At 66.8% G+C, this 24,889-nt stretch carries 22 protein-coding genes; 12 read left to right on the forward strand and 10 right to left on the reverse strand.

Annotated elements, in window-relative coordinates:
• Nucleotides 1-50 precede the first annotated feature (50 nt).
• Complete coding sequence (locus ACFQZZ_RS29180; RefSeq protein ID WP_378687067.1) at nucleotides 51-833, reverse strand: SDR family oxidoreductase; 783 nt, start codon at nucleotides 831-833, stop codon at nucleotides 51-53.
• Nucleotides 834-1,089: 256 nt separating this feature from the next.
• Between ACFQZZ_RS29180 and ACFQZZ_RS29185 the strand changes: the two genes are divergently transcribed.
• The 4 genes from ACFQZZ_RS29185 (at nucleotide 1,090) to ACFQZZ_RS29200 (ending at nucleotide 7,054) form a co-directional block, all read left to right on the forward strand.
• Nucleotides 1,090-2,436, forward strand: coding sequence for a lipase family protein (locus ACFQZZ_RS29185; protein WP_378687069.1), 1,347 nt, complete (start codon nucleotides 1,090-1,092; stop codon nucleotides 2,434-2,436).
• A gap of 164 nt (nucleotides 2,437-2,600) precedes the next feature.
• Nucleotides 2,601-3,410 (forward strand): tRNA (guanosine(46)-N7)-methyltransferase TrmB, encoded by an 810-nt coding sequence (trmB, locus tag ACFQZZ_RS29190; protein ID WP_378687071.1) that lies wholly within the window; start codon nucleotides 2,601-2,603, stop codon nucleotides 3,408-3,410.
• On the forward strand, nucleotides 3,410-4,138 hold the full coding sequence (locus tag ACFQZZ_RS29195) for an NYN domain-containing protein (RefSeq protein ID WP_378687181.1): 729 nt from the start codon (nucleotides 3,410-3,412) through the stop codon (nucleotides 4,136-4,138). The genes trmB and ACFQZZ_RS29195 overlap by 1 nt, the downstream gene beginning before the upstream one ends.
• Complete coding sequence (locus ACFQZZ_RS29200) at nucleotides 4,139-7,054, forward strand: MMPL family transporter (RefSeq protein WP_378687072.1); 2,916 nt, start codon at nucleotides 4,139-4,141, stop codon at nucleotides 7,052-7,054. It abuts the gene before it with no gap.
• 155 nt (nucleotides 7,055-7,209) lie between these two features.
• Here the strand turns inward: ACFQZZ_RS29200 and ACFQZZ_RS29205 are convergent, their stop codons facing one another.
• Both ACFQZZ_RS29205 and ACFQZZ_RS29210 read right to left on the reverse strand, forming a co-directional pair.
• The gene (locus ACFQZZ_RS29205; protein WP_378687073.1) at nucleotides 7,210-9,453 is read right to left on the reverse strand and encodes a DUF2339 domain-containing protein; all 2,244 of its coding nucleotides are present in this window, start codon (nucleotides 9,451-9,453) and stop codon (nucleotides 7,210-7,212) included.
• 220 nt (nucleotides 9,454-9,673) lie between these two features.
• Nucleotides 9,674-10,132: a hypothetical protein gene (locus tag ACFQZZ_RS29210; protein ID WP_378687074.1), complete on the reverse strand. Its 459-nt coding sequence runs from the start codon at nucleotides 10,130-10,132 to the stop codon at nucleotides 9,674-9,676.
• A gap of 346 nt (nucleotides 10,133-10,478) precedes the next feature.
• On the opposite strand from ACFQZZ_RS29210, the gene ACFQZZ_RS29215 reads away from it, so the two are divergent.
• Nucleotides 10,479-11,669, forward strand: coding sequence for a helix-turn-helix domain-containing protein (locus tag ACFQZZ_RS29215; protein WP_378687076.1), 1,191 nt, complete (start codon nucleotides 10,479-10,481; stop codon nucleotides 11,667-11,669).
• 39 nt (nucleotides 11,670-11,708) lie between these two features.
• Here the strand turns inward: ACFQZZ_RS29215 and ACFQZZ_RS29220 are convergent, their stop codons facing one another.
• On the reverse strand, nucleotides 11,709-12,110 hold the full coding sequence (locus tag ACFQZZ_RS29220; RefSeq protein WP_378687078.1) for a MerR family transcriptional regulator: 402 nt from the start codon (nucleotides 12,108-12,110) through the stop codon (nucleotides 11,709-11,711).
• Nucleotides 12,111-12,175: 65 nt separating this feature from the next.
• On the opposite strand from ACFQZZ_RS29220, the gene ACFQZZ_RS29225 reads away from it, so the two are divergent.
• A complete protein-coding gene (locus tag ACFQZZ_RS29225) occupies nucleotides 12,176-13,279 on the forward strand; it encodes an alkene reductase (RefSeq protein ID WP_378687079.1) in 1,104 nt (367 codons plus the stop codon).
• A 5-nt stretch (nucleotides 13,280-13,284) separates the two neighbouring features.
• Here ACFQZZ_RS29225 and ACFQZZ_RS29230 read toward each other — a convergent pair whose 3' ends face one another.
• From ACFQZZ_RS29230 to ACFQZZ_RS29245, 4 genes are all read right to left on the reverse strand, one after another.
• A complete protein-coding gene (locus tag ACFQZZ_RS29230) occupies nucleotides 13,285-14,001 on the reverse strand; it encodes a DUF1707 domain-containing protein (RefSeq protein WP_378687081.1) in 717 nt (238 codons plus the stop codon).
• Nucleotides 14,002-14,058: 57 nt separating this feature from the next.
• Entirely contained in the window at nucleotides 14,059-14,691 is a 633-nt protein-coding gene (locus ACFQZZ_RS29235) for a response regulator (protein ID WP_378687183.1), read from the reverse strand.
• An 86-nt stretch (nucleotides 14,692-14,777) separates the two neighbouring features.
• The gene (gene macS / locus ACFQZZ_RS29240; protein ID WP_378687185.1) at nucleotides 14,778-15,953 is read right to left on the reverse strand and encodes a MacS family sensor histidine kinase; all 1,176 of its coding nucleotides are present in this window, start codon (nucleotides 15,951-15,953) and stop codon (nucleotides 14,778-14,780) included.
• Nucleotides 15,934-17,169 (reverse strand): AI-2E family transporter, encoded by a 1,236-nt coding sequence (locus ACFQZZ_RS29245; protein ID WP_378687187.1) that lies wholly within the window; start codon nucleotides 17,167-17,169, stop codon nucleotides 15,934-15,936. The genes macS and ACFQZZ_RS29245 overlap by 20 nt, the downstream gene beginning before the upstream one ends.
• Before the next feature lie 183 nt (nucleotides 17,170-17,352).
• On the opposite strand from ACFQZZ_RS29245, the gene ACFQZZ_RS29250 reads away from it, so the two are divergent.
• The 3 genes from ACFQZZ_RS29250 to ACFQZZ_RS29260 all read left to right on the forward strand — a co-directional run bounded on the left by ACFQZZ_RS29250 (nucleotide 17,353) and on the right by ACFQZZ_RS29260 (nucleotide 20,426).
• Nucleotides 17,353-18,873 carry an adenylate/guanylate cyclase domain-containing protein gene (locus ACFQZZ_RS29250; RefSeq protein WP_378687189.1) on the forward strand — a complete coding sequence of 507 codons (1,521 nt, stop codon included), beginning with the start codon at nucleotides 17,353-17,355 and terminating at the stop codon, nucleotides 18,871-18,873.
• Nucleotides 18,874-18,877: 4 nt separating this feature from the next.
• The gene (locus ACFQZZ_RS29255; protein WP_378687083.1) at nucleotides 18,878-19,972 is read left to right on the forward strand and encodes a YbhN family protein; all 1,095 of its coding nucleotides are present in this window, start codon (nucleotides 18,878-18,880) and stop codon (nucleotides 19,970-19,972) included.
• A gap of 73 nt (nucleotides 19,973-20,045) precedes the next feature.
• Entirely contained in the window at nucleotides 20,046-20,426 is a 381-nt protein-coding gene (locus ACFQZZ_RS29260; protein WP_378687084.1) for a DUF3054 domain-containing protein, read from the forward strand.
• A gap of 81 nt (nucleotides 20,427-20,507) precedes the next feature.
• On the opposite strand, the gene ACFQZZ_RS29265 is transcribed toward ACFQZZ_RS29260, so the two are convergent.
• Nucleotides 20,508-22,187 carry an NTF2-like N-terminal transpeptidase domain-containing protein gene (locus ACFQZZ_RS29265; RefSeq protein WP_378687086.1) on the reverse strand — a complete coding sequence of 560 codons (1,680 nt, stop codon included), beginning with the start codon at nucleotides 22,185-22,187 and terminating at the stop codon, nucleotides 20,508-20,510.
• A gap of 400 nt (nucleotides 22,188-22,587) precedes the next feature.
• Between ACFQZZ_RS29265 and ACFQZZ_RS29270 the strand changes: the two genes are divergently transcribed.
• Together ACFQZZ_RS29270 and aroQ are read left to right on the forward strand one after the other, a co-directional pair.
• Entirely contained in the window at nucleotides 22,588-23,193 is a 606-nt protein-coding gene (locus ACFQZZ_RS29270) for a hypothetical protein (protein ID WP_378687088.1), read from the forward strand.
• 24 nt (nucleotides 23,194-23,217) lie between these two features.
• Nucleotides 23,218-23,670, forward strand: a complete 453-nt coding sequence (aroQ, locus tag ACFQZZ_RS29275; protein WP_378687089.1) for a type II 3-dehydroquinate dehydratase — start codon at nucleotides 23,218-23,220, stop codon at nucleotides 23,668-23,670.
• A gap of 45 nt (nucleotides 23,671-23,715) precedes the next feature.
• On the opposite strand, the gene ACFQZZ_RS29280 is transcribed toward aroQ, so the two are convergent.
• Nucleotides 23,716-24,162 carry a nitroreductase family deazaflavin-dependent oxidoreductase gene (locus tag ACFQZZ_RS29280; protein ID WP_378687091.1) on the reverse strand — a complete coding sequence of 149 codons (447 nt, stop codon included), beginning with the start codon at nucleotides 24,160-24,162 and terminating at the stop codon, nucleotides 23,716-23,718.
• A gap of 208 nt (nucleotides 24,163-24,370) precedes the next feature.
• On the opposite strand from ACFQZZ_RS29280, the gene ACFQZZ_RS29285 reads away from it, so the two are divergent.
• The coding region (locus tag ACFQZZ_RS29285; RefSeq protein ID WP_378687093.1) for a helix-turn-helix domain-containing protein at nucleotides 24,371-24,889 on the forward strand (519 nt) is incomplete at its 3' end.

Here is a 24,889-nt window from a genome sequence, read left to right on the forward strand (position 1 = left end):
TACGGTGCGCAATTCTGTCAGACGTCGGGCCGGAAGATGGCGGTGACCGCTCAGCTTCCGCTGAAGTATTTGTTCGCGGTGCGCACCGCCCAGTTCGGCGCGTACTTGGCCGCGGCCGCGAGCACCTTTGCCTGCGTACCGATTTCGTAGTGCACTTTCGGCAGCCGTCCGCGCTTGCGGGTGGCTTCCCAGATGCCGGTCGCGACGTCTTCGGCGGTGAGCCGCACGCCGAGCGACTTCGTCGACGCGGTCGCCACTCCCTCCACCATCGCGGTCGCCACGAACAGCGGCCACACCGCGATCACCCGGATATCGTGCCGCTCCCATTCGAGATCCAATGCCTCCGTAAGATTTTTGACCGCGGACTTGGTCGCGCCATAGCTGGCGAGTTCGGGTTGGCCGTAGATCGCCGACGCCGAGCACAGATTCACCACTTGCGCGCCCGGTGTATCCCGCAGCAACGGGAACGCCGCGTGCGTGCCGTTGATGACGCCGCCGAGATTGACGTCGACGATTGCCTGATGCACGGCCGGCTCGAGCGATTCGAACGGGCCCGCGCGCAGGATGCCCGCGTTGTTGATCAGGATGTCCAGCCGGCCCGCGTCGGCGCCGAACTCCGCGAGCCGTTCGACCCAGTGCGTGTTGTTGGTCACATCGAGCACCCCGGTGCGGACTGTGCCCCCTGCGCCCGTGATGTCTCCCGCGAGCCTCGTCAGTCCCACCTCGTCGATGTCATAGGCGCCGACGTAATACCCGTGCGTGGCGAAAAGCAGTGCCGTTGCCCTGCCGATTCCGGCCGCCGCACCGGTAATGAACACTGTCGGCGCGCTCATGTCCGCGCCTCGCAGGCGCTCGGCTGCGGCATGCGCGACGCGCGCCGGCACATGATTCGCTCGCTACGCTCGCTCATGTCGGCAGTCTAGTGCCGTGCCAAGCCCCCTCCCCAGGGTTCACAGAGATACTGCCGGTCATTTACGCTGCATTGATGGTCGGCACCATAGTCGGTGCGCAGCTTCGCTTTTCGATCGCGGCGAGCCGGCCCGGCGCAGACGAGTTCCGCCCGCGGGCTGAACTCGATGAGGAGGTGCGATGACCGTCGACGTCATCGGCGTTGTCGATCCGGAGCCGAATCAGGGGTTCGACCGCAAGCCGTTGCTGCCGAGCAACGATCCGTTCCTCCGGCCACCCAAGGGATTCGCGGCCAAGCCCGCAGGCACCGTGCTGCGTAGCCGCCGGGTCGATCTCGCACTGCTCGGTGTCATCTCGCAACAGGTTTCGGCGTGGCAACTGCTGTACCGCAGCTGCGACATGCACAACGCACCCGAAGTGGCGATCACCACGGTGCTGCTGCCGCAGGGCGCTGATCCCCGTGCGGATCGCCCGCTGCTGGCTTTCCAGACCGCGATGGATGCGGTCGCAGAGAGGTGTTCGCCCTCCTATGCTTTGCGGCGCGGATCGCACGCGCTCGGATCGGTCACCCAACTCGAGTGGCTGCTCGTCGCGAACGCGCTGCGCCGCGGCTGGGCGGTGACCATCGCCGATCACGAGGGCCCGCACGGAAACTTCGGCGCTCCACGCGAACCCGGCTACCGCGGGCTCGACGGCATCCGCGCCGCACTGAATTTCGCGCCGCTCGGCCTGCGCCCCGACACGAGGGTTGCGGTGTGGGGCTATTCCGGTGGCGGCATGGCGAGTTCGTGGCTGGTCGAGATGGCGCCGACCTACGCGCCGGAGATCGATATCGTCGGCGCGGTGCTCGGCGCCCCGGTCGGCGACCCCGGCCAGGTCTTCACCCGACTCAACGGCGGCCGCTACGCCGGACTGCCCGCGATCGTCATCGCGGTGCTGCGACGGCTGTACCCCGCCCTCGGCGCCGTATTCGACGCCGACCTGGCCCCCGAGGGTCACCGGCTCATCGCACGCGCGGAACAGGCGACGCCGTTCTCTGCGATCGCGGGCCTTCTCAACAAGGACGTCGGCGCCTACCTGGCTCGCCCACTCGACGAGGTGCTCGCCGCGCCCGATCTCCAGGCCATGCTCGACGACCTCAAGCTCGGCAACGCCATACCGGCGTGCCCGTTGCTCGTCGTGCAGCCGGTCCACGACCAGGTCATCCATATGGACGGCATCGACGCCCAGGTAGACCGGTATCGCCGCGGTGGCGCCACGGTCACATACGTGCGCGACCGCCTCAGCGAACACTTCTCGCTGCTGCCGCTTGCCACTCCGATCAGCCTCAACTGGCTCGCCGACCGGCTCGCCGGGCAACCGGTGAGCGACGTCGGCGACTCGACGGTCTGGTCGGTCGTGGCCTCGCCCGCCGGCCTGCGCGGTCTGCTGGAAATGGCCGTGACCGCGGCCAAGGTCGCGCTCGGGCGCCCGCTGACCCAGGAGACAGAATCCGTGTCCCGAATCCCCCGCGTACGCGCCGCCTGACCACGCGGTAATACCCCCCGCGCAGTGTTTGTTCGAGCGATCGGCATCGGCCGCTAGCCGTGGTATTCGAGCGACCCGCAAGCAGTCGCCGGCGGTGTTGTTTCGAGCGACCCGCAAGCAGTCGCCAGCGGCCGATTGCTGCCCCGATCACCCGATGCTGGACAATGGATGCCGTGAACGACGCCGCGAACCACACTGCCGAGTCAGTTCCGGAACCACCGTCCACACCATCGGTACCGGCTGACAACGAACCTCGACGGAGCACCGCCTCCCGCCTCTACCCCCGGGTAACGAGCTTTCGCTCGCGCCGGGGCGCGCTGACCGCGACCCAGCAGCAATCATGGGCCCGCACCTGGCCGCGTATCGGCGGCGAGGTCGCCGACGAGCCGCTGGACGCCGCGGCCTGGTTCGGCCGCGAAGCCCCCCTCGTCATCGAGATCGGTTGTGGCACAGGGACCGCCACCGCCGCGATGGCACAGGCCGAACCGCACCTGAATCTGATCGGCATCGAGGTCTACAAGCCCGGCCTCGCCCAATTGGTGCAGCGGATCGAGCGCGAGAACATCGAGAACATCCGGCTGCTACGCGGCGACGCCGTCGATGTGCTGGAAAACATGATTGCCGAACAGTCGCTGACCGGCGTCCGGGTCTTCTTCCCCGATCCGTGGCCCAAGGCGCGACACCACAAGCGGCGGCTGCTGCAACCAGCCACCTTCGCCCTCATCGCCAGCAGGCTCCGCCCAGGCGGCGTGTTGCATGTCGCCACCGATCATGCCGACTACGCTGAGCACATCGCCGAGGTCGGCGCCGCAGAACCGCAGCTCATCGGCCTGAATGAGACCACGGGCGGGGTCAGCGCGGAGCATCGGGATACCGCCCCGATCGGCTTCGAGCGACCGGTCACCAAATTCGAAAGCAAGGCCCATCGCGCTGGAAGCGCCATCACCGAGTTCATATGGGGGAAGATCGAATGATGAGCGTCAGTGCGATGGCCTCCGAGGTCATGGATGTTGCCGGGGAGGTGCACGGAACCGGACCCGAGGCCCTCGGCGGCGCGACGCCCGACGTACGCCGAGTCCTGCTGGTGTGGGACGCCCCCAACCTCGACATGGGTCTCGGCGCGATTCTCGGTGGCCGCCCGACAGCTGCCTACCGCCCTCGCTTCGACGCGCTCGGCCGCTGGCTACTCGCACGCACGGCCGAACTATCGGTGGGTAGTACCTATCGGGTCGAGCCGGAAGCCACCGTCTTCACCAATATCGCCAACGGCACCGCCGACGTGGTCCGCCCGTGGGTCGAAGCGCTGCGCAATGTCGGCTACGCCGTGTTCGCGAAGCCCAAGATCGACGAGGACTCCGATGTCGACGCGGACATGCTCGCGCACATCGAACTACGCAGCCGGGGCGCCGGGCTGGCGGGCATCATGGTCGCCTCCGCCGACGGCCAGGCATTCCGCGAGCCGCTCGAGGAGCTCGCTGCACACGGAATCCCAGTTCAGGTACTCGGCTTCCGCGAGCATGCGAGTTGGGCCGTCACTTCCGATACCCTCGAATTCATCGACCTCGAGGACATCCCGGGCGTGTTCCGTGAACCGCTGCCCAGGGTCAGCCTCGACTCGCTGCCCGACGAGGGTGCTTGGCTGCAGCCGTTCCGGCCGCTGTCGGCGCTGCTCACCTCTCGCCCCTCGCAAGGAGTCGCTTAAGTGTTCACACGCTGGGGCGATCTGGTCTATCGGTTGCGCTTCGCCGTTATCGGCGTGGTCACGGCCGCTCTCTTGGCATTGGGCGGATACGGCCTCGGCCTCGAAGACCATCTCAGCTCCAGCGGGTGGGACGATCCCACGTCACAATCCGCGCAGGCCGCGCGATTGTCCGACCAAGCGTTCGGCCGCGACCACAACAGCGACGTGATCGTGCTGTACACCGCGCCGGACGGTAAGACGATCGACGATCCCGAGTTCAGGCAGAAGATCGTCGACAGCCTCAACAGCCTGCCGCGCGAGCACCCGAACGAGATCACCAAGATCAACGGCGCCTACTGGCAGACAGAGACCGGCCCCGCCTCACCGATGACGTTCGGCTCGAAGGACAAGAAGTACACCTTCGCCTCGATCGCCATCCAGGGCGACAACGACACCGACATGGTCCGGAACTTCCGGAATGTGAAGGACGTCTTCGCCATCCCTGGTATCGACGTGCAGGTCGCCGGTCTGCAAGCGGTGGCAGGCACACTCAACGACACCATCAAGAGCGACTCCAAGCGGATGGAGATGCTGGCCATCCCCGCCGTCGCGGTGCTGCTGTTCTTCATCTTCGGCGGCGTGGTCGCCGCCGCGCTGCCCTTGATCGTCGGCGGTCTGACGGTGATCGGCGCCAACGGCATCGTCATGTTCCTGACGCGGTTCACCGAGGTGAATTCCTTCGTCTCCAGCGTTGTTTCCATGATCGGCCTCGGTCTGGCGATCGACTACGGCCTGTTCATCGTGAGTAGATACCGCGAGGAACTCGCCGAGGGCTATGACACCAGAGCCGCGGTGCGGCGCTCGGTGATGACCGCGGGCCGAACCGTCGTGTTCTCCGCGACGATGATCATCGCCAGCCTCGGCGGCATGCTGCTGTTCCCGCAGGGCTTCCTGAAGTCGATCGCCTACGGCTGCATCGCCACCGTCGCGCTCGCGGCGCTGACCGCCATCACCATCCTGCCCGCGATGCTCGGCATTCTCGGGCCGAAAGTGGACCTGCTCGGACTCAAGCGATTCCGCAAGACCAAGACCGCCGAGGAAATCGAGAACGGCTTCTGGGGCAAGTCCACCCGCTGGGTGATGCGGCATCCGCTCAAGATCGCGATCCCGATCTGCATCGGCCTGCTGCTGTTGATCATTCCGGTCAAGAACCTCGCGTTCGGCGGCATCAACGAGCGGTATCTGCCACCGGACAACGGGACTCGGCTCGCGCAGGCGAAGTTCGATTCGATCTTCCCGCTACGCAAGTCCGATCCGATCCAGCTGGTATTCGTCTCCGAAAACAGCAATGACGTCGGCAAGGTGTGGGCCGCGGCAAAGCAGGCGCCGGGGTTGACGGGCACCTTCGACGTGCCGACGCGATCGAACACCGACCCCAATATCTATCGCACCAGCGCCACGCTCGCGGACTCCGAGAACGCGGATCCGACCATCGACTATCTGCGCTCGCTCGAGGTACCCGACAACGTAGAGATGTACGTGGGCGGACAGCCCACGATCCAGAAGGACAGCATCGACGCGCTGCTCGACCGGATGCCATGGATGATCGCGCTGGTTCTGTTCGTCACCACGCTGCTGATGTTCCTGACCTTCGGTTCGCTGGTGCTGCCGATCAAGGCCGCGTTGATGAGCGCGCTCGGATTGGGTTCCACGCTCGGCATTTTGACGTGGATCTTCGTCGACGGGCACGGCGCGGGCCTGCTGAACTTCACGCCGCAGCCGATCATGTCGCCGGTGCTGGTGCTGATCATCGCCGTGATCTACGGCTTGTCGACCGACTACGAAGTATTCCTGTTGTCGCGCATGGTCGAAGCGCGAACGCAGGGGGCATCGACTACCGAGGCCGTGCGCATCGGCACCGCGCAGACCGGCCGCATCATCACCGCGGCCGCGCTCATCCTGCTCGTGGTCACCGGCGCGTTCGCGTTCTCCGATCTGGTGATGATGCAGTACCTGGCCTACGGCATGATCGCGGCACTGTTCATCGACGCCACCATCCTGCGCATGCTGCTGGTGCCCGCGACGATGAAGCTGCTCGGCGACGACTGCTGGTGGGCCCCGGCCTGGATGAAGAAGGTGCAGGAGAAGATCGGCCTCGGCGAGCCCATCCTCGATGATGAACGCCCCGGCGGCGGCGAGGTCGTCGACCTGGTCAAGACCACTCCGATCACCGATCCGGTCACCATGCAGATGCCCGCGCTCACGGAGGGCACCCGCCTGCCGAAGTCGCCGCGCCGCCCGCGCACGGTGGAGGAGATCGAAGCCGAGGCGCCGACGCAGCGCTTCGACAGCATCAGGCACGTGCCACCACGTTCCGCGCCAACGGCACCCGACCCCAGCGGGTCTCGGACCACCCCCGTGCACGACCAGACCCGATCGAGGGTTATCCCACCCATGTCGGCAGCACCCGAGGTGTCCGCGCCTCGGCCGCTGCCCTCGGTGCAGGTGCCGCACGATCCGCCCAGGCCAAGGCCTGCGACCGCTACGCCTGTGCCCGCTCCGACGGTTCCGACCACGTCGGTACCCACTCCGTCCCTACCGACGACATCGGCACCCGTTCCGTCGGTACCCAGCGCACAGCCGCACGCTCCGTCCGTTCCCGCTGCACAGCAGCACGCTTCGACGACCCCGGCACCCGCCCCGACGGCGCATACTCCGTCGGGTCACCCGAACCATCACGCCGCACCGGAAGAACCCGCGGCGGAGTTCGCGGAGCCCGACAACGGCCCGCCGACCACTCGCAGCACCATCGAAAACTGGATGGCCGAACTGCGCTCATCCCGCCGCACCGGCAAGCCCGACGAAGGCCGCCACCACAGTGGGGACGGCCGCACCGTCAGCGTCAACGAATTGCTGCGCCGCCGCGATCAGGAGTAGCCGAACCCTCGCCAGGGTGGGGAGGTGCGTTCGCATGTGGGTTCGATCGCCGCTGCGCGACCGCACCCGAAGGTGCGGCCGCGCGATCGTCCGGCGGTGTTGCGGAGCGATTGGCTTGCGGTGGCGGCGGTCGGCCGATCGGGGTGGGATGTCGGTCAGTGGGTTGCGGCGTCGCCCGAATCCCGGTTCGCCCCACTGGCTTCGGCAAAGGCGCGGGCGTAGCGGGTACCGACCACCAGGAGCAGGACGCCGACCACCAGGAAGGCGGCGACGCGGACCAGGCCGTCGAGCGTCGCCAGGTCGAAGAGGAACAGCTTCGCAAGGGCCGCCGCGGTGACCAGCAGGCCGGAGCCGAGCGCCAGTTTGGCGACCGCGGCCGAGCGGGACAGGTTGCGCAGACCGAACAGCAGGGCGCCGGTCGCCGCCGCCATCCACAGGATGGTCGCGGCGCTGTGTCCGACGACGAAGCCGTCGGGGATGCCGATTGCGATACCGATCGATACCGTTGCGGCCGTAACCGCGTACAGGGCAACGACACTCGCGGGGATCCACAGGACCGATTCGGTGGTTCCGCCGTCGGTCCCACTCGGGAACTTCCGGGCGCACCATACCGCGACCGCGACCACCGCCAAGGCGAGTGCGGCGGCCAGCGCCGTCGAGATGCCCAGCCACTCTTCGGCGAAGCGTTGTGTCGCAAGCGTTTCCGGGTTCACGGTGTCGAGGAAGACCAGGGCGCCGACCGCCGCGAACGCCGCCGCGATGCCCGCGGCAACCCGCGACCGCTGCTGCCCCGCCACGCCGAGGAAGCCCAATGTCACCAGGAACAGTGCGATCGGCAGCGTCTGGACTTCGGTCACCCCGACGCACACCTCCAGCAGCGCGAACGAACCCGCGACCGCGGCGACTATCGCAAAATGACCTGGAATCTTCACCAGCTCACGCAATTTCGAAGTCATCGGCAGTGCGGCGACGAACAACAGCACTACCGCGAACACCGCTGCGATGACGGCACCGGCGTGTCGCTCGAACAACACGGGGGCGGCCAGCAGCGGAAGCGTTGCCAGCCCGAAGGCGAGTGTGGCGGTGAGGTCTCCCGGCCGCCGACGCACGACAAGAATGCCGCCGACGAGCCCGACCACCGCGACTGCCACGGCGGCGATGAGCAGCCGGTATACCCGGTCGTCCGCCCCGGTGTCGAAGGCGGCCACGCCGATTGCGAGCAAGGTCGCGAGCACGGCAGGCAACGTGCGCACCACATGCAGGAGTGGCCAATCCCGCACCAGCTGAACCGGCACGCAGGACAGCTGCAACACGATCAGGAACGCGACCAACACCAGCTCGGTCGTCACCACCGGCGACAACGCGGCCGCACCCGCGACGACAAGTACCGCAAGCGGTTGCGACTTCCACTGCATCGCCAATGCGACCCCGCCCGCGGCAACCGCGAGCGCCACCGCAAGCCCGAGCGCCGGATACAACCACTCGTAAATCGACGTCACCGCAACAACATCCAGGTACGCACCGGCAATACCGGTGGCCGCCAAGGCGATTGCGCCCACTCGGCCTCCGGCGCGCCCGAACACTCGCATCCCGGCACCCACCAACACCGCCGAGAACACCGCCCCGGCAATAACCCGTGGCACCGGCCCGAAGAACCCCGCCTGTGCCGCGAGCACCAGCAGCATCACCACACCGATCAGCGTTACCCCGACCCCGGCGACCGCGAGGATCCGGCTGATCATCCCTTCCTGCTGCCACCACGGCGTATGCGGCACAGCAGGTCCCCGCCGCACCGGTGGCCGCGTGCCGACAGGCACCGCAGCGCCCATTGCGGGCATCGGCCCTCGTGGAACACCGGGCAGGTGAGCTCCCGGCGCAGGCATCCCCGCAGGCGGGCTCGACCAGCCCGGAGGGTATGCCCCCGGCATGCCCGCAGGCGCGCCTGACCAGCCCGGCATGCTCGCCGCAGGCATCCCGACCGGCGCGCCCGGCCAGTTCGGCACGCTCGCCGCGGGCCTTTCGGTAGGCGCACCCGGCCAGTTCGGCTGTCCCGCCACAGGCGCAGGGGTGTACCCCGGAACATACGGGGGCGCTCCACCACCCGGCACCGGACCAGCCTGCGACCCACCAACACCGCCCGGCGGCATCGGCAGCCGTTGCGGGGAACCCGGGATGGGCGATTGCACCGGCCCGGGCGCCGGCACCCGCGCGGATTCATCCACAGCGGCCGCATCGATACCGGCACTCTGCCCCGGAAGACCTTCGACCGCAACAGAACCCGCGGTCACTTGCGTCCGCAACAACTCCAGATCCCGCCCCAGCACACCCATCTGCGTCCCGAGCGCAGCGAACTCCCCCGACAATCGCGAAAGAAGCGCCGGATCGATAGATGTAGTCATAACCCAATGCTCGGTCAACGCACCCCACTCGAGCATGAGTAGAAACCCCCGCTGACCTCCGATATCTACCCGATCTGCCGAGCCGACCGCGGTGGCCGGACTCGAATCAACGGACCTAGGCCACACGCCACGACTGAGCGAAGCGCCACAATGGCTCGGGCAGTCGGCCGCCGTGCAACTCCCACCCGGACTTCGGGTGGGAGCCTTGTGGTCGGATGGATCAGGCGGCCGGTGCTCGCATCGAGGTCACCTGGTGGACGGCGTTGATCACGGCCGAGCGGGGTGGCATGCGGAGCACGCCGGGAGCTGGTTCGCCAGCCCAGTGCCAGCCGAGTTGCGAATCGGTGCTCGGCAGCAGGACATGGCGACCGCCGGGGATGACGGTGACCTGGTGGCCTGCCAGACAGCGGCGGATGGAGATATCCACCGGGTTGGCCGGGCTCGGCTGGGTGACCAGGAAGGTCCAGGTGCGCTCACCGGGATCGGCCACCACGGGCGCCACGTAGGTACGGTCCAGGCTGGCCAGGACTTTGCGGCCCAGGTCGGGGGGCATCACCAACGCACCGAGAATGGAGCCGGTGGTGATCATGGGTCTGCCCGCGAGAAGTTGGACCGGGAGTCCGTAGCGATGTCGCAGCAGGTGCGCGATCTCGTGGGGTGAATGACAACGTTCGAACATGGCTCTACTCCTCACCGAATCCAGGGCATCCTGTGGAGACCGCGCGAGGTAACGCGACCGCGCGCGGCCCTCGGCGTAGCGGGCCGTGCTGGTCGTGAACACGCTGGGTGTGGCGTGCGGTTCGAGTGAAAAGTGCCCCCGGCTCGATGGCGCGATCGGCGCGTGGAGCCCGCACGGTGGTATTCGGCATGAATGTCATTGCCGCCGCCCTTTGCTTTCAAAGTTGCAGAAAGGCAACGGTATTCCATCTAGAGGTGAACGAGTCGTACGCAATGTCCCACTTTTGATGAGCGCAATCCTTTAGCGTCGTACTCTGAAACGTGGACGTAACAAAGGATTCGGTTTCATGGATGATTCGTCGATCGGCGTGCGGATCCGACTGTTCCGCGGCAAGGCGCTCACCCAGCGCCAACTCGCCGACCAGGCCGGTGTGAGCGTGGATCTGGTGCGCAAGCTCGAGCAGGGTGGACGCCAGACCGCGTCGATTGCCAGCCTGCAAAAATTGGCGCGCGCGCTGGACGTCGACATCTCCGATCTGGTCGGAAAACGCCACGGCATTCCGTCCGGAAATCCCGATGCGGGCATCGTCGCGATCCGCAGGGCGCTCACACCCGTCGACGATCTACTCGGCGAAGTCCCCGAGGAGCACGCGGTCACCCACGACGAGGGCAGCCGCGCAGTCGATTACGCATGGGGCGCGTACTGGGCGGGCCGCTACGAACTGCTCACCTCGATCCTGCCGTCGGGTCTGATCCAGCTCCGCGCGACCGTGCATGCCGCACGCAACGGAATGGTCGCGCCCGCGAACGAGCTGCTCGCCAGGATGTACTGGGTCACCGGCTGCACGCTGGTGCACCTTGGCCAGACCGACCCCGCGTTCCTGGCGATCAGGCAAGCACTCGCGGCGGCAGAGCAGGGCAACGACCCCTTGCTGCTTGCCACGATTCGCGGCTCGGTCGCCTGGCAATTGCTGGTGCAGGGCAGGTACGACGAATCACGCCGAGTCGCTTTACGCGCGGCCGCGAACCTCGAGCCCGAGGGTGCGGAAACCCCGGCGCACCTGTCGGCCTACGGTTCTCTGGTGCTACAGGGCGCGACCGCGGCAGGACGATCGCAAGATGTTCCCGAGGCGCTCTCGCTCATCCAAGCGGCGGGCGAGGTCGCGCTGCGCATCGGCAGCGATCGCCACGACTACGAAACCTATTTCGGCCCTTCCCAGGTCGTCATGCAAACCGTCGACGTCAACGTGTCTTCCGAGCGCTATCCGGAAGCCCTTGCCGCCGCGAAGGACATGCCGACGAACTGCGGCCTCCCGCAAGCCTCCCGCGCCAGGCATCTCACCGACACCGCGGTCGCCTGGACTCGCACCGGCCAGCACAAACGCGCCCTCGACGCACTACTCAACGCCGAACGGGTCGGCGGCGCCGACTGGATCAAATACCAGTCCCTGCCGCGCCACATCGTCTCCGAACTCCTCGACCACGATCGTCGAGTCCCGTTGCGCGCCTTCGCCCGCCGTATCGGCGTCAACACCTGAGCGACGAAACGGCGCTGACCGGGCCGCATACTTCTCGCATCACCCGCGCACGTCCTGGTCGGACAACGAATCCGCGACCCGGAACCGCTCCGAAGCGCGGTCGAGCACCTCGTCGAGCACCTCGCGCGAACGGATCAGGTCGGTGATCGTGCGATTGATCCGCTCCCGCTCCGCCGCCAGTTCGTGAACCAATTCCGGTGTGGCGAACTCGTTCGCACCGCCGTCCACATCGCGCATGCACGGCAGCAGTTGCGCAATCTTCTTGCTGGACAAGCCCGCGGCGAAGAGCTCTTGGATGTGGATAACCCGATCCACCGCCCATTCGGGATAGTCGCGATGCCCGCCCGGGGTGCGCTCGGCCGTCAGCAATCCCTGCTCCTCGTAGTAGCGCAGCGATCGTTCACTGACTCCGGTGTGCTGCGCCAACTCGCCGATTCGCATCCGTCACCTCGCATTTCGCCGTAGGACTTGAACTTCACATTCATGTCAGGTTTTACCGTACCGGCATGACGAACACAGCAGCAGCCCCGAGCCTCTTCGACTCCGCCGAAGTCGGTGCCCTCCACCTACCGCACCGCCTGGTGATGGCGCCGATGACCCGCAACCGCGCCGAGGCCGACGGCACCCCCTCCGCCCTGATGGCCACCTACTACGCGCAGCGCGCCGACGCCGGATTGATCATCGCGGAGGCCGCCACCCCGAACCAGGTCGGCCAGACCTACGCCAACATTCCGGCCATCCACACCGACGCACACATCGCGGGCTGGCGGCGAGTCACCGATGCCGTGCACACCGCGGGCGGCCGCATGTTCCTGCAACTCCAGCACGGCGGCCGGGTCGGCCATCCCGACAACAGCGGCCTGACCCCGGTCGCCCCGTCGCCGATCCCGCTCGGGGACACGATCCACACCCTGACCGGGCACCAGGACGCGGTCACCCCGCACGAGCTGACCATCGACGAAATCCGGTCCACTATCGCTGATTTCGCCACCGCGGCCCGCAACGCCATCGACGCGGGCTTCGCCGGAGTGGAAGTGCACAGCGCCAATGGCTACCTGCTGCACCAGTTCCTGGCACAGAACACCAACCACCGCACCGATGCCTACGGCGGCTCGCTTGCGAACCGCATCCGCTTCACCATCGAGGTGGTCGAAGCGGTCGCCGCCGCGATCGGACCTGAACGGGTCGGCCTGCGTATCTCACCGGGAGTCACCGTGAACGGCATCGAGGAGGGCGATACCGAAGCGATCTACCCCGCCCTTGTCGAAGCCCTCGCCGACAAGGGCCTCGCTTACCTGCACGTGGTCTTCGCCGATCCCGACCAGGCCCTCTTCCAGCAGATCCGGAAGGCCTGGCCGAACACGGTGATCGCGAATCCGATCCTCGGCTGGGGTGTCCCGCTCCCAGCCGACGGCGGCAGGTCGGCGGCCGAACGGTTGCTCGCCGCGGGGGCCGATCTGATCTCCCTCGGCCGCGCATTCCTCGCCAACCCCGACCTGGTCGAGCGGCTCCGCACCGGCGCGGCACTGAACCCCGTCCGCGATGCCCACCTGATGTATGTCGGCGGTGCGGAGGGCTACACCGACTACCCGACATCGGCCGACGTCTGAGCGCCTCAGCGCCCCATCAGCTTGCGCCACTGCGCGAGGAGCGGGTGCTTGGCGGTGACAGAGCCGAAGCGGACCCGGCCGTGCACGACCAGGTGCAGCGGGCCGAAGGGTGGGCCGGTGCGGACCTTGTTGTTGACGGTGGAGCCGATGAGGTCGAGGGCGTTGAGATCGACGGTGGCCTCGGCAGGGACGATGAGGGTCAGCGAGCTGCAGTAGTCGTCGACATGCAGCTCTACCACCTGGGTGGACATGATCGCCTCGGTGAAATCCAGCGTGACACCCGAGAGCCAGTTGTTCGTGTGCAGCGACGGCGCCACCTGCCAGGGCCCGCGCCTGCTGACGCCGGACATGCGGCCGCGGATCACGTGGCCCGGCGTCACCGGCGACGGCACCGGGGACACCGGCCCGCGCTTGGCGAACGGCGGCGCGGAATTCATGAACGACGCGGCGTTCACGAACGTCGACGGCGGCGCGGCGGGTTGACCGACGAGCCGAACACCGGGCAGGTCGATGAGCACAGCATTGAGTTCGCCACGGGTCTTGGCCGCCAGCGCGGTGTCCATCCGCTCGGTGAACTCGCCGAGCGACAGCATCCCGAGCCCGACCGCGCGCTGCAGCAACTCACCGACGTGCTCACGCTCGGCATCGGAGACGCGCAGCTCCCGGTCACCAACCACGTCGCCGGAGCCGACGCCTTTGGATACAGATTCGGGTCCGCCCATAGACCCGAGATTACCGACCCCGAGCCCCCCACACATCAGGGCAATCCCGGATTCTCCCTATTCGAGGCCTTGTTCGATGGCGTAGCGGGTGAGTTCTACTCGGTTGGCCAGCTGGAGTTTGCGGAGGGTGGCCTGGACGTGGTTTTCCACCGTGCGGTGGCTGAGGTTGAGGCGGGCGGCGATCTGCTTGGCGGACAGACCCTTTGCCACCATGCGGAGGACCTCGGTTTCCCGTTCGGTCAGCGCGGGGCGGTGCGGTTCGTCCGGCTCCGTGGGGGTTGTGGCCATGCGGCGGTATTCGCCTAGGACCAGACCGGCGAGTCCGGGGGTGAATACCGGCTGGCCTGCGGCGGTCGCGCGGACCGCCTCGATCAGTTCGGCGACCGACGCGCTCTTCACCAGGTAGCCGGAGGCGCCCGCTTTGATCGCATCCAGGACATCGTCGCGTTCGGCGGAGGCGGAAAGCACCAGTACCCGGCTCTGCGGCGACACCCGCAGTACCTCGGCGGTGGCCTCGGCTCCGTTCCCGTCGGGCAGTTGCATATCCATCAACACCACGCTCGGCCGCACCGCCGCCGCTCGCCTTGTCGCGGATCCGACACCGTCCGCGGTGGCGGCCACCTCGAATCCGGCCTCGGTGAGATCTCGGGACACGCCGTCGCGCCACATCGGATGGTCGTCCACGACCATCACCGAAACCGGCTCGGCCGCTTGGCTATCGGTCACACCGCACCTCCTGTGCCGTCACTGTCGAATTTACGCACAAGACTGTCGAATCAGGCACGGGGCACCCGGAACTCCCATTCGGTACCGAAGCCGACCCCGCCGTCGGCCTCGGTGAGCAGGTCCGCCGCCCCGCCGAGCGCGGCGATCCGCCCGACGATGGATCGGGAAACCCCCATCCGCCCTTCGGCTTCGGCCTCGGCAAGCCGGCCCGCCGGTATCCCGACACCATCGTCGCGCACGCTGATGATCAGCTGGTCGCCGGTGTCCTCCAGCAGCACATACGCTTTCGCGTCGGACCCGGCGTGCAGGGCGACATTGGACAGCGCCGTCGCCACCGCCGCCGCGATCTCCTGCGCGGTCCAGCGCCCGACCAGCACCGGCTGGCCCGGCGTCGAAACGAATACCTTGGGCGTGGCATGCACCGTCAGCAGCGGACGCAGATCGCATTCCGCGCCACCGGCATCCTGACGACCGCCCTGCTCGGAGATCAGTACCCGCAGCGCCACTTCCTGCTCCCCGGCGCGCTGCGCCAATTCCGCGGTGGGACCGCCGATCTCGCTGCCACGTCGCTTGATGTAACTGAGCACCTGCAGCACCCCGTCGTGCACCTCACGCGAAAGTCGTTCGCGCTCTTCGGCTGCCGCGGTCAGCCGGGCCGCCCGTTCGAGCTGGCCCTGGGCACGGCGGGCGGTATTGGCGGCGAGTCCGAGCGCCAAACCGATGGAGACGAGCACCGGCGCCGTCGCATCGGCCCACACGTCCTGACCCCACTGGTCGCGGACCGTCACGATCACCGCGGCGATCAGCATTCCCGAAAGCACCCCTCCGATCGGACCGCGCAGAATGGCTGCCGAGATCACCGCATTGGCGGCCCACAAGGTGGTCGGGAGCGTCTGATGTCCGTGGTACCAGCCATAATCGGCGACCAGCCGCGTCGAGGCGATCAGCGCGATCACCACGATATGGTCACCGGCGACCACCCACCGACGCAGGCGCGCCACATCGGGAAAATGCCACGCGGAGAGCATCAGCGCGGACGCACCGGACCAGACCGCCATCAAGGCGATCAGTACCCAGCTCAACCGCTGGTTCTGGTAGTAAGGCACCGACGCGATCTGCTGCCCCACCGCATAGAGCAGCGTCACCAGCCGCAGCGCCTGCGCCGCCCGCCACAGCGGGGCGGTCGCCGCGTCGGCCGAGCTCAGGTCAGTCGTCAGTGGACGCATCATCGGATTTGTCCAGGCGGCTGCCCCGCCTTCGCTCGGCCCAGCGCTCCGACTCGGGCTTGTCCGGCGCTGCGCCGGCTTTGTCCCGTTCGGCCGACGCGACCAGCGTCGCCGCCACATCGAACCGGCCGGGCTCTGGTTCGTCCGGCTCGGCTACATACATCCGGCCCGGTTCGCCGGTCTGCAATTCCTCGAAGACTTCCTCCGGGCTGTCGGCGAGCAACGACCGGATCGCGGTATTCATCACCGCGACGAACGGCACGGCGAGCAGGCCGCCCGCGATACCACCGAGCACGACACCCGCGGTGATGGCAAGCACCACCGCGAGCGGATGGATGCTGACCGCACGGCCGAGCAGCAACGGCTGCAATACGTGACTCTCCAGCTGCATCACCGCGATGATGATGCCGAGCACGATAAGCGCGGTGACGAAACCCTTGGTCACCAGGGCGATGAACACCGCGACGGTGCCCGCGAGGAACGCACCGATGATCGGGATGAACGCGCTGATGAATACCAGCGAGGCCAACGGCAGCGCCAGTGGTACCCCCAGAATCGCCAGCCCAGCACCGATACCGATGGCATCCACCGCCGCCACCGCCACGGTGGCGCGCACGAATCCGACCAGCGTCCCGAACCCGAGCTGCCCGGCTGTGCGGACCTTCTCCCGGTGCGGCGTCGGCACGATCCTGGTGACGAACTCCCAGATCTGATCGCCGCCGTAGAGAAAGAAGATAAGGATGAACAGTGTCAGGAAGGTGCCGGTGAGAATGTGCCCGATCACCGTCGCGGTGGTCAGCGCGCCACTGGTGAGACTGTCCTGATTGGACCTGATCGCCTTGACGATCGTGTCACCCGCGTTGCGGATCTGCTCGTCGCTCAGGTGCGGCGGACCGTTGATCAGCCAATCCTGCACCTGGTGGATGCTGTGGGTGATCTCATCGGACAGCTGCGGCACACCGTCGACGAACTGCTCGACGACGAAGGTCATGACACCGGCGACCAGGCCGAGCGACCCGGCAAGCGCGACGAAAACCCCCACCGCCCTCGGCACCCCCAACCGCTGCATCCAGTCCACCAGCGGCGCGAGCAATCCGGCGGCCAGTAGCGCGATGGCAATCGGGATGACCACCGTCGCGAGTTTCTGCAGGATCGCCGACATCGCGAGCACCACCGCGAAAATGACCAACAGCCGCCAAGACCATTCCGCGGTCATCCGTACAAACGGGTGCACCGCGTCCGCGGGCGAGCGGGCGGCAGTGCCTTTCCGAGGAGAGCTTGACTTCGGGTCGGTCACGGTCGTGAGCCTAATGGGCCGATAGCGCCGCGAACATGCTCACATGATCGAAACGCTAGATTGGTGGTCGTGTCAGCGCCACTGGAAGCGGTCAAACAGACCATGCGAACGCGCTGGCCGCTGTATCTGGCATCGATGCTGCTGGCGAACGCCTTCGGCGCGGTCCTGGTCTGGGCGTTCATCCAGTACGGACTCCCTGTCCCCGAGGGCGAGCCTGCCGGCGCCAGGCGCACCGGCCTGCTGGTCCCGGTCCTGGTCTTCGCGACCGGCGGTCTGCTCAGCCTCGGTGCGTCGGCGCTGATGCTGCGCCCGGTGATGCGCTGGCAGATGCGCGGCGGTCCACCGAGCAGGCAAGAGCAGATGTCCGCCCTGCACGCCCCGCTTCGGCAGGCGATCGTGCACTTGACCCTGTGGTTGGTCGGCGGCGCCATCCTGGCCGCCACCATCATCGTCGACGCGCCCGAGCTGGCAGGCGCCGTCATCGTCACCGAATGTATGGCCGCCACCATCGTGTTCGGCTTCACCTACATGCTGGGCGAACGCATCCTGCGCCCGGTCGCGGCCCAGGCGCTGACCGAGGGCACTTTCGATCACACGCTGACCCCGGGCGTCGGCACCAGAATGGGCATGACCTGGGGTATGGGCACTTTCGCCCCCACCATTGCCATCGTGCTGCTGTGCGTGACGCAGATTTCCTCGGACGTGAAATTCTCCGCACAGTCGCTGGCCATCTCGATTCTGCTGCTGTGCGGCGTGGTGATCATGCAGGCACTGGCGCTGTCGATGCTCACAGGATCGAGCATCTCCGACCCGGTGCGCCAGCTCAGTCAGGCCATCGACCGGGTGCAGGAAGGCGCCCGTGACGTCCAGGTCGAAGTCTTCGACGGCAGCGAAATCGGACTGCTGCAGGTCGGATTCAACCGGATGATGGAAGAGGCCGCCAAGCGCCGCCAACTGCAGGAGCTGTTCGGCCAGCATGTCGGCGAGGAAGTGGCGCAGCGCGCCCTCGACTACGGCACCGAACTGGGCGGAGAAACGCGCTTCGTCGCCGTGCTGTTCGTCGACATGGTCGGCTCGACCGCGACCGCGGCCGAGCGACCGCCGACCGAGGTGGTGAGCCTGCTCAACGAGTTCTTCCGGATCGTCGTAGACGTCATCGACCGCCACAACGGCTTCGTCAACAAATTCGTCGGTGATGCCGCGCTGGCCATCTTCGGCGCCCCGCTGGACCGTCCCGACGCGCCGACCGCGGCGCTGGCCGCCGCCCGTGAATTGCGCGAATCCCTGCGTGAAGTTCCCGGACTCGATATCGGCATCGGCGTATCGGCTGGGCTGGCCGTCGCCGGAAATATCGGTGCCGCGAACCGTTTCGAATACACGGTGATCGGTGATCCGGTCAACGAAGCGTCACGACTGACCGAACTGGCTAAAGATCAACCTGGGCGTGTACTTGCCTCCGGAAGCGCGCTGTATTTCGCCGATGAGAGTGAGCAGGACTTTTGGGAAACCGGCGACGAGGTACAGCTGCGCGGACGGCGCAGAAAAACTCGATTGGCCTGGCCGAAGGACGGCACCGACTCGCACGCCGCTGCAGACAGCGAAACGGCCGATTCGTTAGGCTGACCGGGTGACGGCCAACGGGGAACTAGCGGGCGAGCCCGCGCCGCGGCCGTCCACACCTGAACCGAGCCGTGGCAAATTCTGGTGGGTCAAATGGGTGGTCGGCGTCGCATTGCTGGCCCTGCTGATCGGCGAGGGTTACTACCTGTGGCCACGACTACACGAATCCTGGCGGAATCTCTCCGAAATTCATTGGGGTTGGGTCGCCGCCTGTATTTGGCTGCAGGCACTTTCGATGAGCGGATTCGGCAGGCTGCAGAAACAACTACTGCACGCGGGCGGAGTCGATGTCAGCCAGCGTAAATCGGTCGCCGTCGTCTATGGCGCGACGGCAATGTCCGTGACGCTGCCCGCGGGCCAGGTGTTTTCCACCGCCTTCACCTACCGGCAGATGCGGCGCTGGGGCGCGAGCCCGCTTGTCGCCTCGTGGCAGTTGGTGATCTCCGGCGTCGTCGCGACGGCGGGGCTCGCCCTGCTCGGCGTCGGCGGTGCGCTGCTGGTCGGCAACCAGGTCGGACCGTTCAAGCTGATCTTGTCGCTGGCCGGAGTTGTCGCGCTGGTGTGGGTCGGCAACTATGTGTCGAACAATCCCGGCGCGCTGGAGGCGGTGCTGCGGCGCGGGCTCGGCGTGATCAATCGGCTGCGCAAACGCCCGGCCGGCCACGGCATGAGCAAGGTCTCCGAGGTACTGGCCCAGCTGGAATCGGTAGACCTCGGCAAGCGTGACGCCGCCTGGGTCGGCGGCTGGGCTCTGGTGCACCGGTTCGCCGACGTCGCCTGCCTCGGCACCGCCTGCTACGCGGTCGGGGCCGACCCGAAGCTGGCCGGTCTGCTGATCGCGTTCGCCGCGGGCAAGGCCGTCGGCTCCATCCCGTTCGCTCCCGGCGGCATCGTCTACGTCGATGCGACGCTGATCTACGGCCTCACCGCCGCCGCAGGACTGCCTGCCGCCCAGGCCGTTGCCGCGGCATTCGTGTACCGGCTGGTGAGCTTCATCCTGGTGGCTATCGTCGGCTGGATCATCTTCCTGTTCCTGTCCCGTACCCGCCACGACGACGATGACGAATTCGAGAAGGAATTCGAGCAGCGCCGCACATTGTGACGGTCGGCCGCGACCGCACCGAGGTAGGTGTCGCGGCGGGGTGCGCCACCGGCATCCGATTACGCTGGCGCGCGTGAAGAAACTGGTGCCGTTGGTGGTCGATGCACTGCTGGTCATCCTCTTCTGCGCGATCGGAAGGCGCAGCCACGATGAGGCGGTACTTGCCGGATTGTTGAAGACGCTGTGGCCGTTCGCAATCGGTCTTGCGATCGGCTGGGTAGCCGCGGTCGTCGTGTCGAGCAGGATGTTCGGCGAGACGGAGCGCGCCGCGCGGTTCGACGGAACCGCCTTGTGGCCCACCGGGATTCTGGTCTGGCTCGGCACGCTCGGTGGCGGCATGCTGTTTCGGGTGGTCGGCGGTCAGGGCACCGCATTCAGTTTCGTCCTCGTCGCGGCGACCGTGCTCGCGTTGTTCCTGCTCGGTTGGCGAGCGGCGATCAAAGCGCTGAACTAGCGGGTCATCTCGAAAGCGCCGAGCCACGTCGAACCAGTCGACGGGGGCTTGGTAGGACGCTCGGTCAGGCGGTCTGGATCCTTATGTTTCGGGACTTGCCAAAGCCTGGAGCAGCCGCGCCGCCATGCGCGCTGTCGCGTCGCCGCTGTCGACATCGTTGATGTGGACAGCGAAGGCCAGGTCGCCCATGTTCGCGATCAGCCAGCCGTCCGGGCCCGCGGTGGCGGCGAAGCCGGTGACGTCGCGGAAGCCGCGCAGGCTCGCGAATTCCGGTCGACCAGCGGCGTCGCGCAGGAAGCCGCGCAGCCGGTCGGTGATTTCCGGGTTCAACGCAGCGAACTGGGCGTCGGTAGTGCCCGGCCGCGTGACCTCGATCATCGGCGGCGGCACCTCGCCGCGCGCGATCGCCGCGGCGGCGATCGCCATGCCGAACGGGCTGGCCAGCACCGCGTCGGTGCCGCCGCCTTGCCGTACCTGTTCAGCGCTGCGGCCCGCGATCGCCAGGCGCCCGGTGACCTCGTCGAGTCCGGGAACCTTGAAATCGACACCGATGCCGAGCATGGCCGCGGACTCCGCCGCATCCTGCACCGATACATCCTGCGGCGCCTTGCCCTTGGTGACCGCGGCAATGTTGCGGAACAGTTCGATATTCCCGCCGACCGGGTACAGGCCGGTGAACGCGACCGGGCCGTGCTCACTGGCCTGACTGTTCTGCGCTGCCGCGACAACCGCGCCGGTGGACGGCTGGATCGCCACAATGGACGCCTGGGTTGCCGCACTGACCACCGCATCCTCGGCGGCGCGCTGCAGGCGCTGATCCATAGTGGCCGCGATATCCGGTCCCGGCGGGCCCTGCTGGCCGGCGATCTGGCCGACGAAGCGGCCATCCGACTCGAAAATCTGCACGCCCCAGCCGGAGTGCGCCTCCTGGCTTTCCTGCTGGACCTTGCGCAGCGCGTCCAGCATCGGCGACCACACCCGGCGATCCGCGGAGATGAGCCGTGGCTGCTTCTCCATCACCACGCCGGGAATCGGGGCCATCGACGGTTCCAGGATGGCGAAGTCGGCTTCGCGCAGATTCACCGCGACGATCGGCTTACCCTGCGAGGTCGACAGTTGCTGCATCAGCGACGGCCCGGTGATCAGCGGCGCGACCGGCTCGATGGCCTTGGCCAGCGCATCGGAGGAGGCGATCGGATCATGCATTTTGGCCGGATCGAGTTTGATCACGTTGATGATCTGCTCGGTCATCAGCGGTTCACCGACGATGTCGTTGACCCGCGGCGCGGGCAAGGGGGTGGTGCGCACCAACCGGACCGTTCGATTGTGATCCAGCTGCGGCATGACGATTGCGGGCTCCCAGGAGATCCGCCAACCGATCGCCAACTTCCGCACATTGCCCTGCAGGCTGTATTTCCAGGACTTCTGCTCGCCGAAGTTCCAGTCGACATCCATGCTGAAGATGCCCTCATCGGCGGCCAGGCTGATGAACTGGGTCTTCTTGTAGTCCACTTTGCCCGGCTGCAGGCCGTCGAACATTTGCTGAAGCGTTGCGGAGGCCGCGCTCGGGTAGGACGTCAGCTGCGCCGCCTTGACGTAGTCCTGATCGTCCAGCAGGTCGGTGAAGCGCTCGACAACCGCCTCGGGTTCATTCGGAGCCTGGTGGGATCCACACGATCCCATCGCGAAAGCCAGCGCCGCCGCCCCCGCGAGTGCGATTGCGCCCCGGAAGCGAAAGCGGCGGGATCCCCACACATCCATGTCGCCCACTCTTCACTCTTGTCACTCCAGTAACAAGACCACCGTACCTGAAAGTAACTGCCTGCGGTGCCACCGTAACCGAAGACGTTACCCATGCTCAGCATCTCAATTGTGCCCGAAACCGCGCACTCGGGAGGCCAATCACGGACAGTGTTCAGTCACAAGTCGACAACCGGCGCCGCTACCGTACCGGCCGGAACGGAAAGTTGGGCGATAACGAGCCTACGTCGGCGTTTTCGGGACTCGACATGCCCCGTCGACCAGCCCCCGACCCGCGGTCTCGACACCCGATGGACACGATTTGAAACTCGTTCGCACAGAGCAGAACCGCTTTCGCGATTTACGACGTAATCTTGTAATCATCGCAACTACAGCAGCGCAGTAAGTTAGGTGATTCCCAATGAGAAACGAACATCGGGGACGGGGTTTCGGACGACCGGGCGGCTGGCAGCAGGCCGATCTCCCCGATCCCGCGGACGTTCCGGACTGGTTCGCCGGACGGTTGCCGAGCGACTGGTTCACCGGATCGCCCGTCATCGAGATCGATCGGGACGAGATCGTCGTTGTCGGCGAACTCCCGATCTCGCAACCCGAGAAGCCCGCGGAATCGGAGTCCGGCGCGGACGAGGCCCCCGCCGACAAGGTTCCGAACGCGACCAAGGAGGGCGCCATCGCCCGATTCCGCGAATCCACCCGACCTGCTCGTATGCAGATCGCCAACGAGGCCCAGCAGCGGTACGGCCGCAGCGTCGCCTGGGGCATCTCGGTGGATGGGCAGCGGTATCTGTTCACCCACCTCGCCGTTCCGGTCATGACCCGATTGCGGCAGCCCGAACGCAAGGTGCTCGACACCCTGGTCGACTCGGGCGTGGCGCGGTCGCGCGCCGACGCGCTGGCATGGACCGTGAAACTGGCCGGCAAGCACGCGGAAGCCTGGCTCGAAGAGCTGCGCGGCGCGATGCGCAAGGTCGACGACCTGCGCTCGGAAGGTCCACAGGGGCTTTAGCCGGATCGGGCTAAGGTTGCCTGCATGGCAGCCACCGCCTCCGCGGACCAGGGTCCGATCCTGGTCCTCAACGGCCCGAACCTGAATATGCTCGGCACCCGCCAGCCGGAGGTTTACGGGTCGGCGACACTCGACGATGTCGTCGAACTGTGCAGGCAGACCGCCGCCCGGTACGGCCGCGAGATCACCGCGTTCCAGTCGAATTCCGAAGGAGCGCTGATCGATCGGATCCACCGGGCGCGCGGTGCCGAATCGGCCATCGTCATCAATCCCGGCGGGCTCACGCACACCTCGGTCGCGCTGCGGGACGCACTGGTGATTCCGGAGGTCCCTATCGTGGAGGTGCACATCAGCAATGTGCACGCCCGTGAGGAGTTCCGGCATCACTCCTATATCTCTCCGATCGCCACCGCGGTTGTTGCCGGGATGGGCATCCACGGCTACGCCGCCGCCATCGAATTCCTGCTCAACAGTTAGTTATCCCCCGTCCACACCCTGTGAAACCTGTGGACGGCTGGTGGATCAGGCGAGCCGGAAGACCGGGAAGCCGGGCGCGATGGCGGCGAGTTCCGCGTCGGTGGCGTCCTTGGTGACGCCCTCGAAGAACTTGCCGACCTCCCAGCCCCAGCGCTCGAGGTAGAGCCGCAGCAGTGGGACCTTGTTCTCATCGGCGACCTCAGCGGCGGTGAACACCTCGACCTTCCTGCCGAGGCGCAGTTCCCCGGCGCCCGACGCACGCAGGTTGCGCACCCACTGGGTATGCCCACGCGGCGCAACCAGGTAACGCGTGCCGTCCGCGTCCGTCAGCAGGTTCACCATCGTGGTCCGCCATTCGCCGCTCTTGCGACCCCGGACCGCCAGCAGCCGCGATCCCAGCACGCTGATCCCGAGCCGAGGCAGCCAGTTGAAGATCTTGTTCATGATCGGATCGATGCCGGTCGGGCCGATGTAGCGGGTGCTGGCGTTCATGATGACTCCCTTTGTGAGCACTGCTCTCTGTTACGAAGTAGTGTGCCATCGAACCGACGAGAAAACAAGAGCACTGCTCTCCACAATTCCGACTCCCGACTCCCGGCGCCGCGGCCGCCGCGGGCCTAGAGAGCGTGTCTCCCAATCGTTGTTAGTGAGGTCGACGCGGGCCAAAGATGTCTGTGGCTGGTGCGATGATGCTGTTGTGGTGCGGCACACGTCATTCCGGTTCTGCTTGGACCCGACGGTCGAGCAGCAGATGGTGCTGTCGCGGCATGCTGGGGCAGCGCGGTTCGCGTTCAACCAGTGCTTGCACGCGGTGAAGACCGCGTTGACCGCCCGCGAGACCGACCCGGCGGTATCGGTCCCGTGGTCGGGGTTCGATCTGATCAACCATTTCAACCGATGGAAGAAAACCGAGGACGCCGGGCGGGTTTTCACCGTTGATGGGACCGGCACGGCTGCGGTGGCGGTGACCGGTTTGGTGTGGCGTGATCAGGTGTGTCAGCAGGTGTTCGAGGAAGCGGCGGTCGATTGCGGGCGGGCGCTGGCGGGCTGGACGGACTCGCGGCACGGTACCCGCAAAGGTCGTCGGGTCGGTTTTCCTCGGTTCAAGAAGAAAACCAGCGCCCGCCGGTCGTTCCGGTTGCGCAACAAGCACTCCAGGGGTCGCCACCCGCCGATCCGGGTGGGTGACAACGACTGTCCACGGTCGGTGACATTGCCC

The sequence above is a fragment of the Nocardia sp. GCM10030253 genome, from assembly GCF_042675075.1.
Lineage (GTDB): Bacteria > Actinomycetota > Actinomycetes > Mycobacteriales > Mycobacteriaceae > Nocardia.

Excerpts from the sequence above, each read along its gene's own strand:
- ACFQZZ_RS29215 (WP_378687076.1), top strand. The coding sequence starts at position 10,479 with ATGGATGATTCGTCGATCGGCGTGCGGATCCGACTGTTCCGCGGCAAG.
- ACFQZZ_RS29180 (WP_378687067.1), bottom strand. The coding sequence starts at position 833 with ATGAGCGCGCCGACAGTGTTCATTACCGGTGCGGCGGCCGGAATCGGC.
- ACFQZZ_RS29195 (WP_378687181.1), top strand. The coding sequence starts at position 3,410 with ATGAGCGTCAGTGCGATGGCCTCCGAGGTCATGGATGTTGCCGGGGAG.
- ACFQZZ_RS29250 (WP_378687189.1), top strand. The coding sequence starts at position 17,353 with ATGCGAACGCGCTGGCCGCTGTATCTGGCATCGATGCTGCTGGCGAAC.
- ACFQZZ_RS29225 (WP_378687079.1), top strand. The coding sequence starts at position 12,176 with ATGACGAACACAGCAGCAGCCCCGAGCCTCTTCGACTCCGCCGAAGTC.
- ACFQZZ_RS29185 (WP_378687069.1), top strand. The coding sequence starts at position 1,090 with ATGACCGTCGACGTCATCGGCGTTGTCGATCCGGAGCCGAATCAGGGG.
- ACFQZZ_RS29235 (WP_378687183.1), bottom strand. The coding sequence starts at position 14,691 with ATGGTCGTGGACGACCATCCGATGTGGCGCGACGGCGTGTCCCGAGAT.
- macS (WP_378687185.1), bottom strand. The coding sequence starts at position 15,953 with ATGCGTCCACTGACGACTGACCTGAGCTCGGCCGACGCGGCGACCGCC.
- ACFQZZ_RS29210 (WP_378687074.1), bottom strand. The coding sequence starts at position 10,132 with ATGTTCGAACGTTGTCATTCACCCCACGAGATCGCGCACCTGCTGCGA.
- ACFQZZ_RS29230 (WP_378687081.1), bottom strand. The coding sequence starts at position 14,001 with ATGGGCGGACCCGAATCTGTATCCAAAGGCGTCGGCTCCGGCGACGTG.
- ACFQZZ_RS29265 (WP_378687086.1), bottom strand. The coding sequence starts at position 22,187 with ATGGATGTGTGGGGATCCCGCCGCTTTCGCTTCCGGGGCGCAATCGCA.
- ACFQZZ_RS29245 (WP_378687187.1), bottom strand. The coding sequence starts at position 17,169 with ATGACCGCGGAATGGTCTTGGCGGCTGTTGGTCATTTTCGCGGTGGTG.
- ACFQZZ_RS29280 (WP_378687091.1), bottom strand. The coding sequence starts at position 24,162 with ATGAACGCCAGCACCCGCTACATCGGCCCGACCGGCATCGATCCGATC.
- ACFQZZ_RS29220 (WP_378687078.1), bottom strand. The coding sequence starts at position 12,110 with ATGCGAATCGGCGAGTTGGCGCAGCACACCGGAGTCAGTGAACGATCG.
- trmB (WP_378687071.1), top strand. The coding sequence starts at position 2,601 with ATGGATGCCGTGAACGACGCCGCGAACCACACTGCCGAGTCAGTTCCG.
- ACFQZZ_RS29205 (WP_378687073.1), bottom strand. The coding sequence starts at position 9,453 with ATGACTACATCTATCGATCCGGCGCTTCTTTCGCGATTGTCGGGGGAG.
- aroQ (WP_378687089.1), top strand. The coding sequence starts at position 23,218 with ATGGCAGCCACCGCCTCCGCGGACCAGGGTCCGATCCTGGTCCTCAAC.
- ACFQZZ_RS29270 (WP_378687088.1), top strand. The coding sequence starts at position 22,588 with ATGAGAAACGAACATCGGGGACGGGGTTTCGGACGACCGGGCGGCTGG.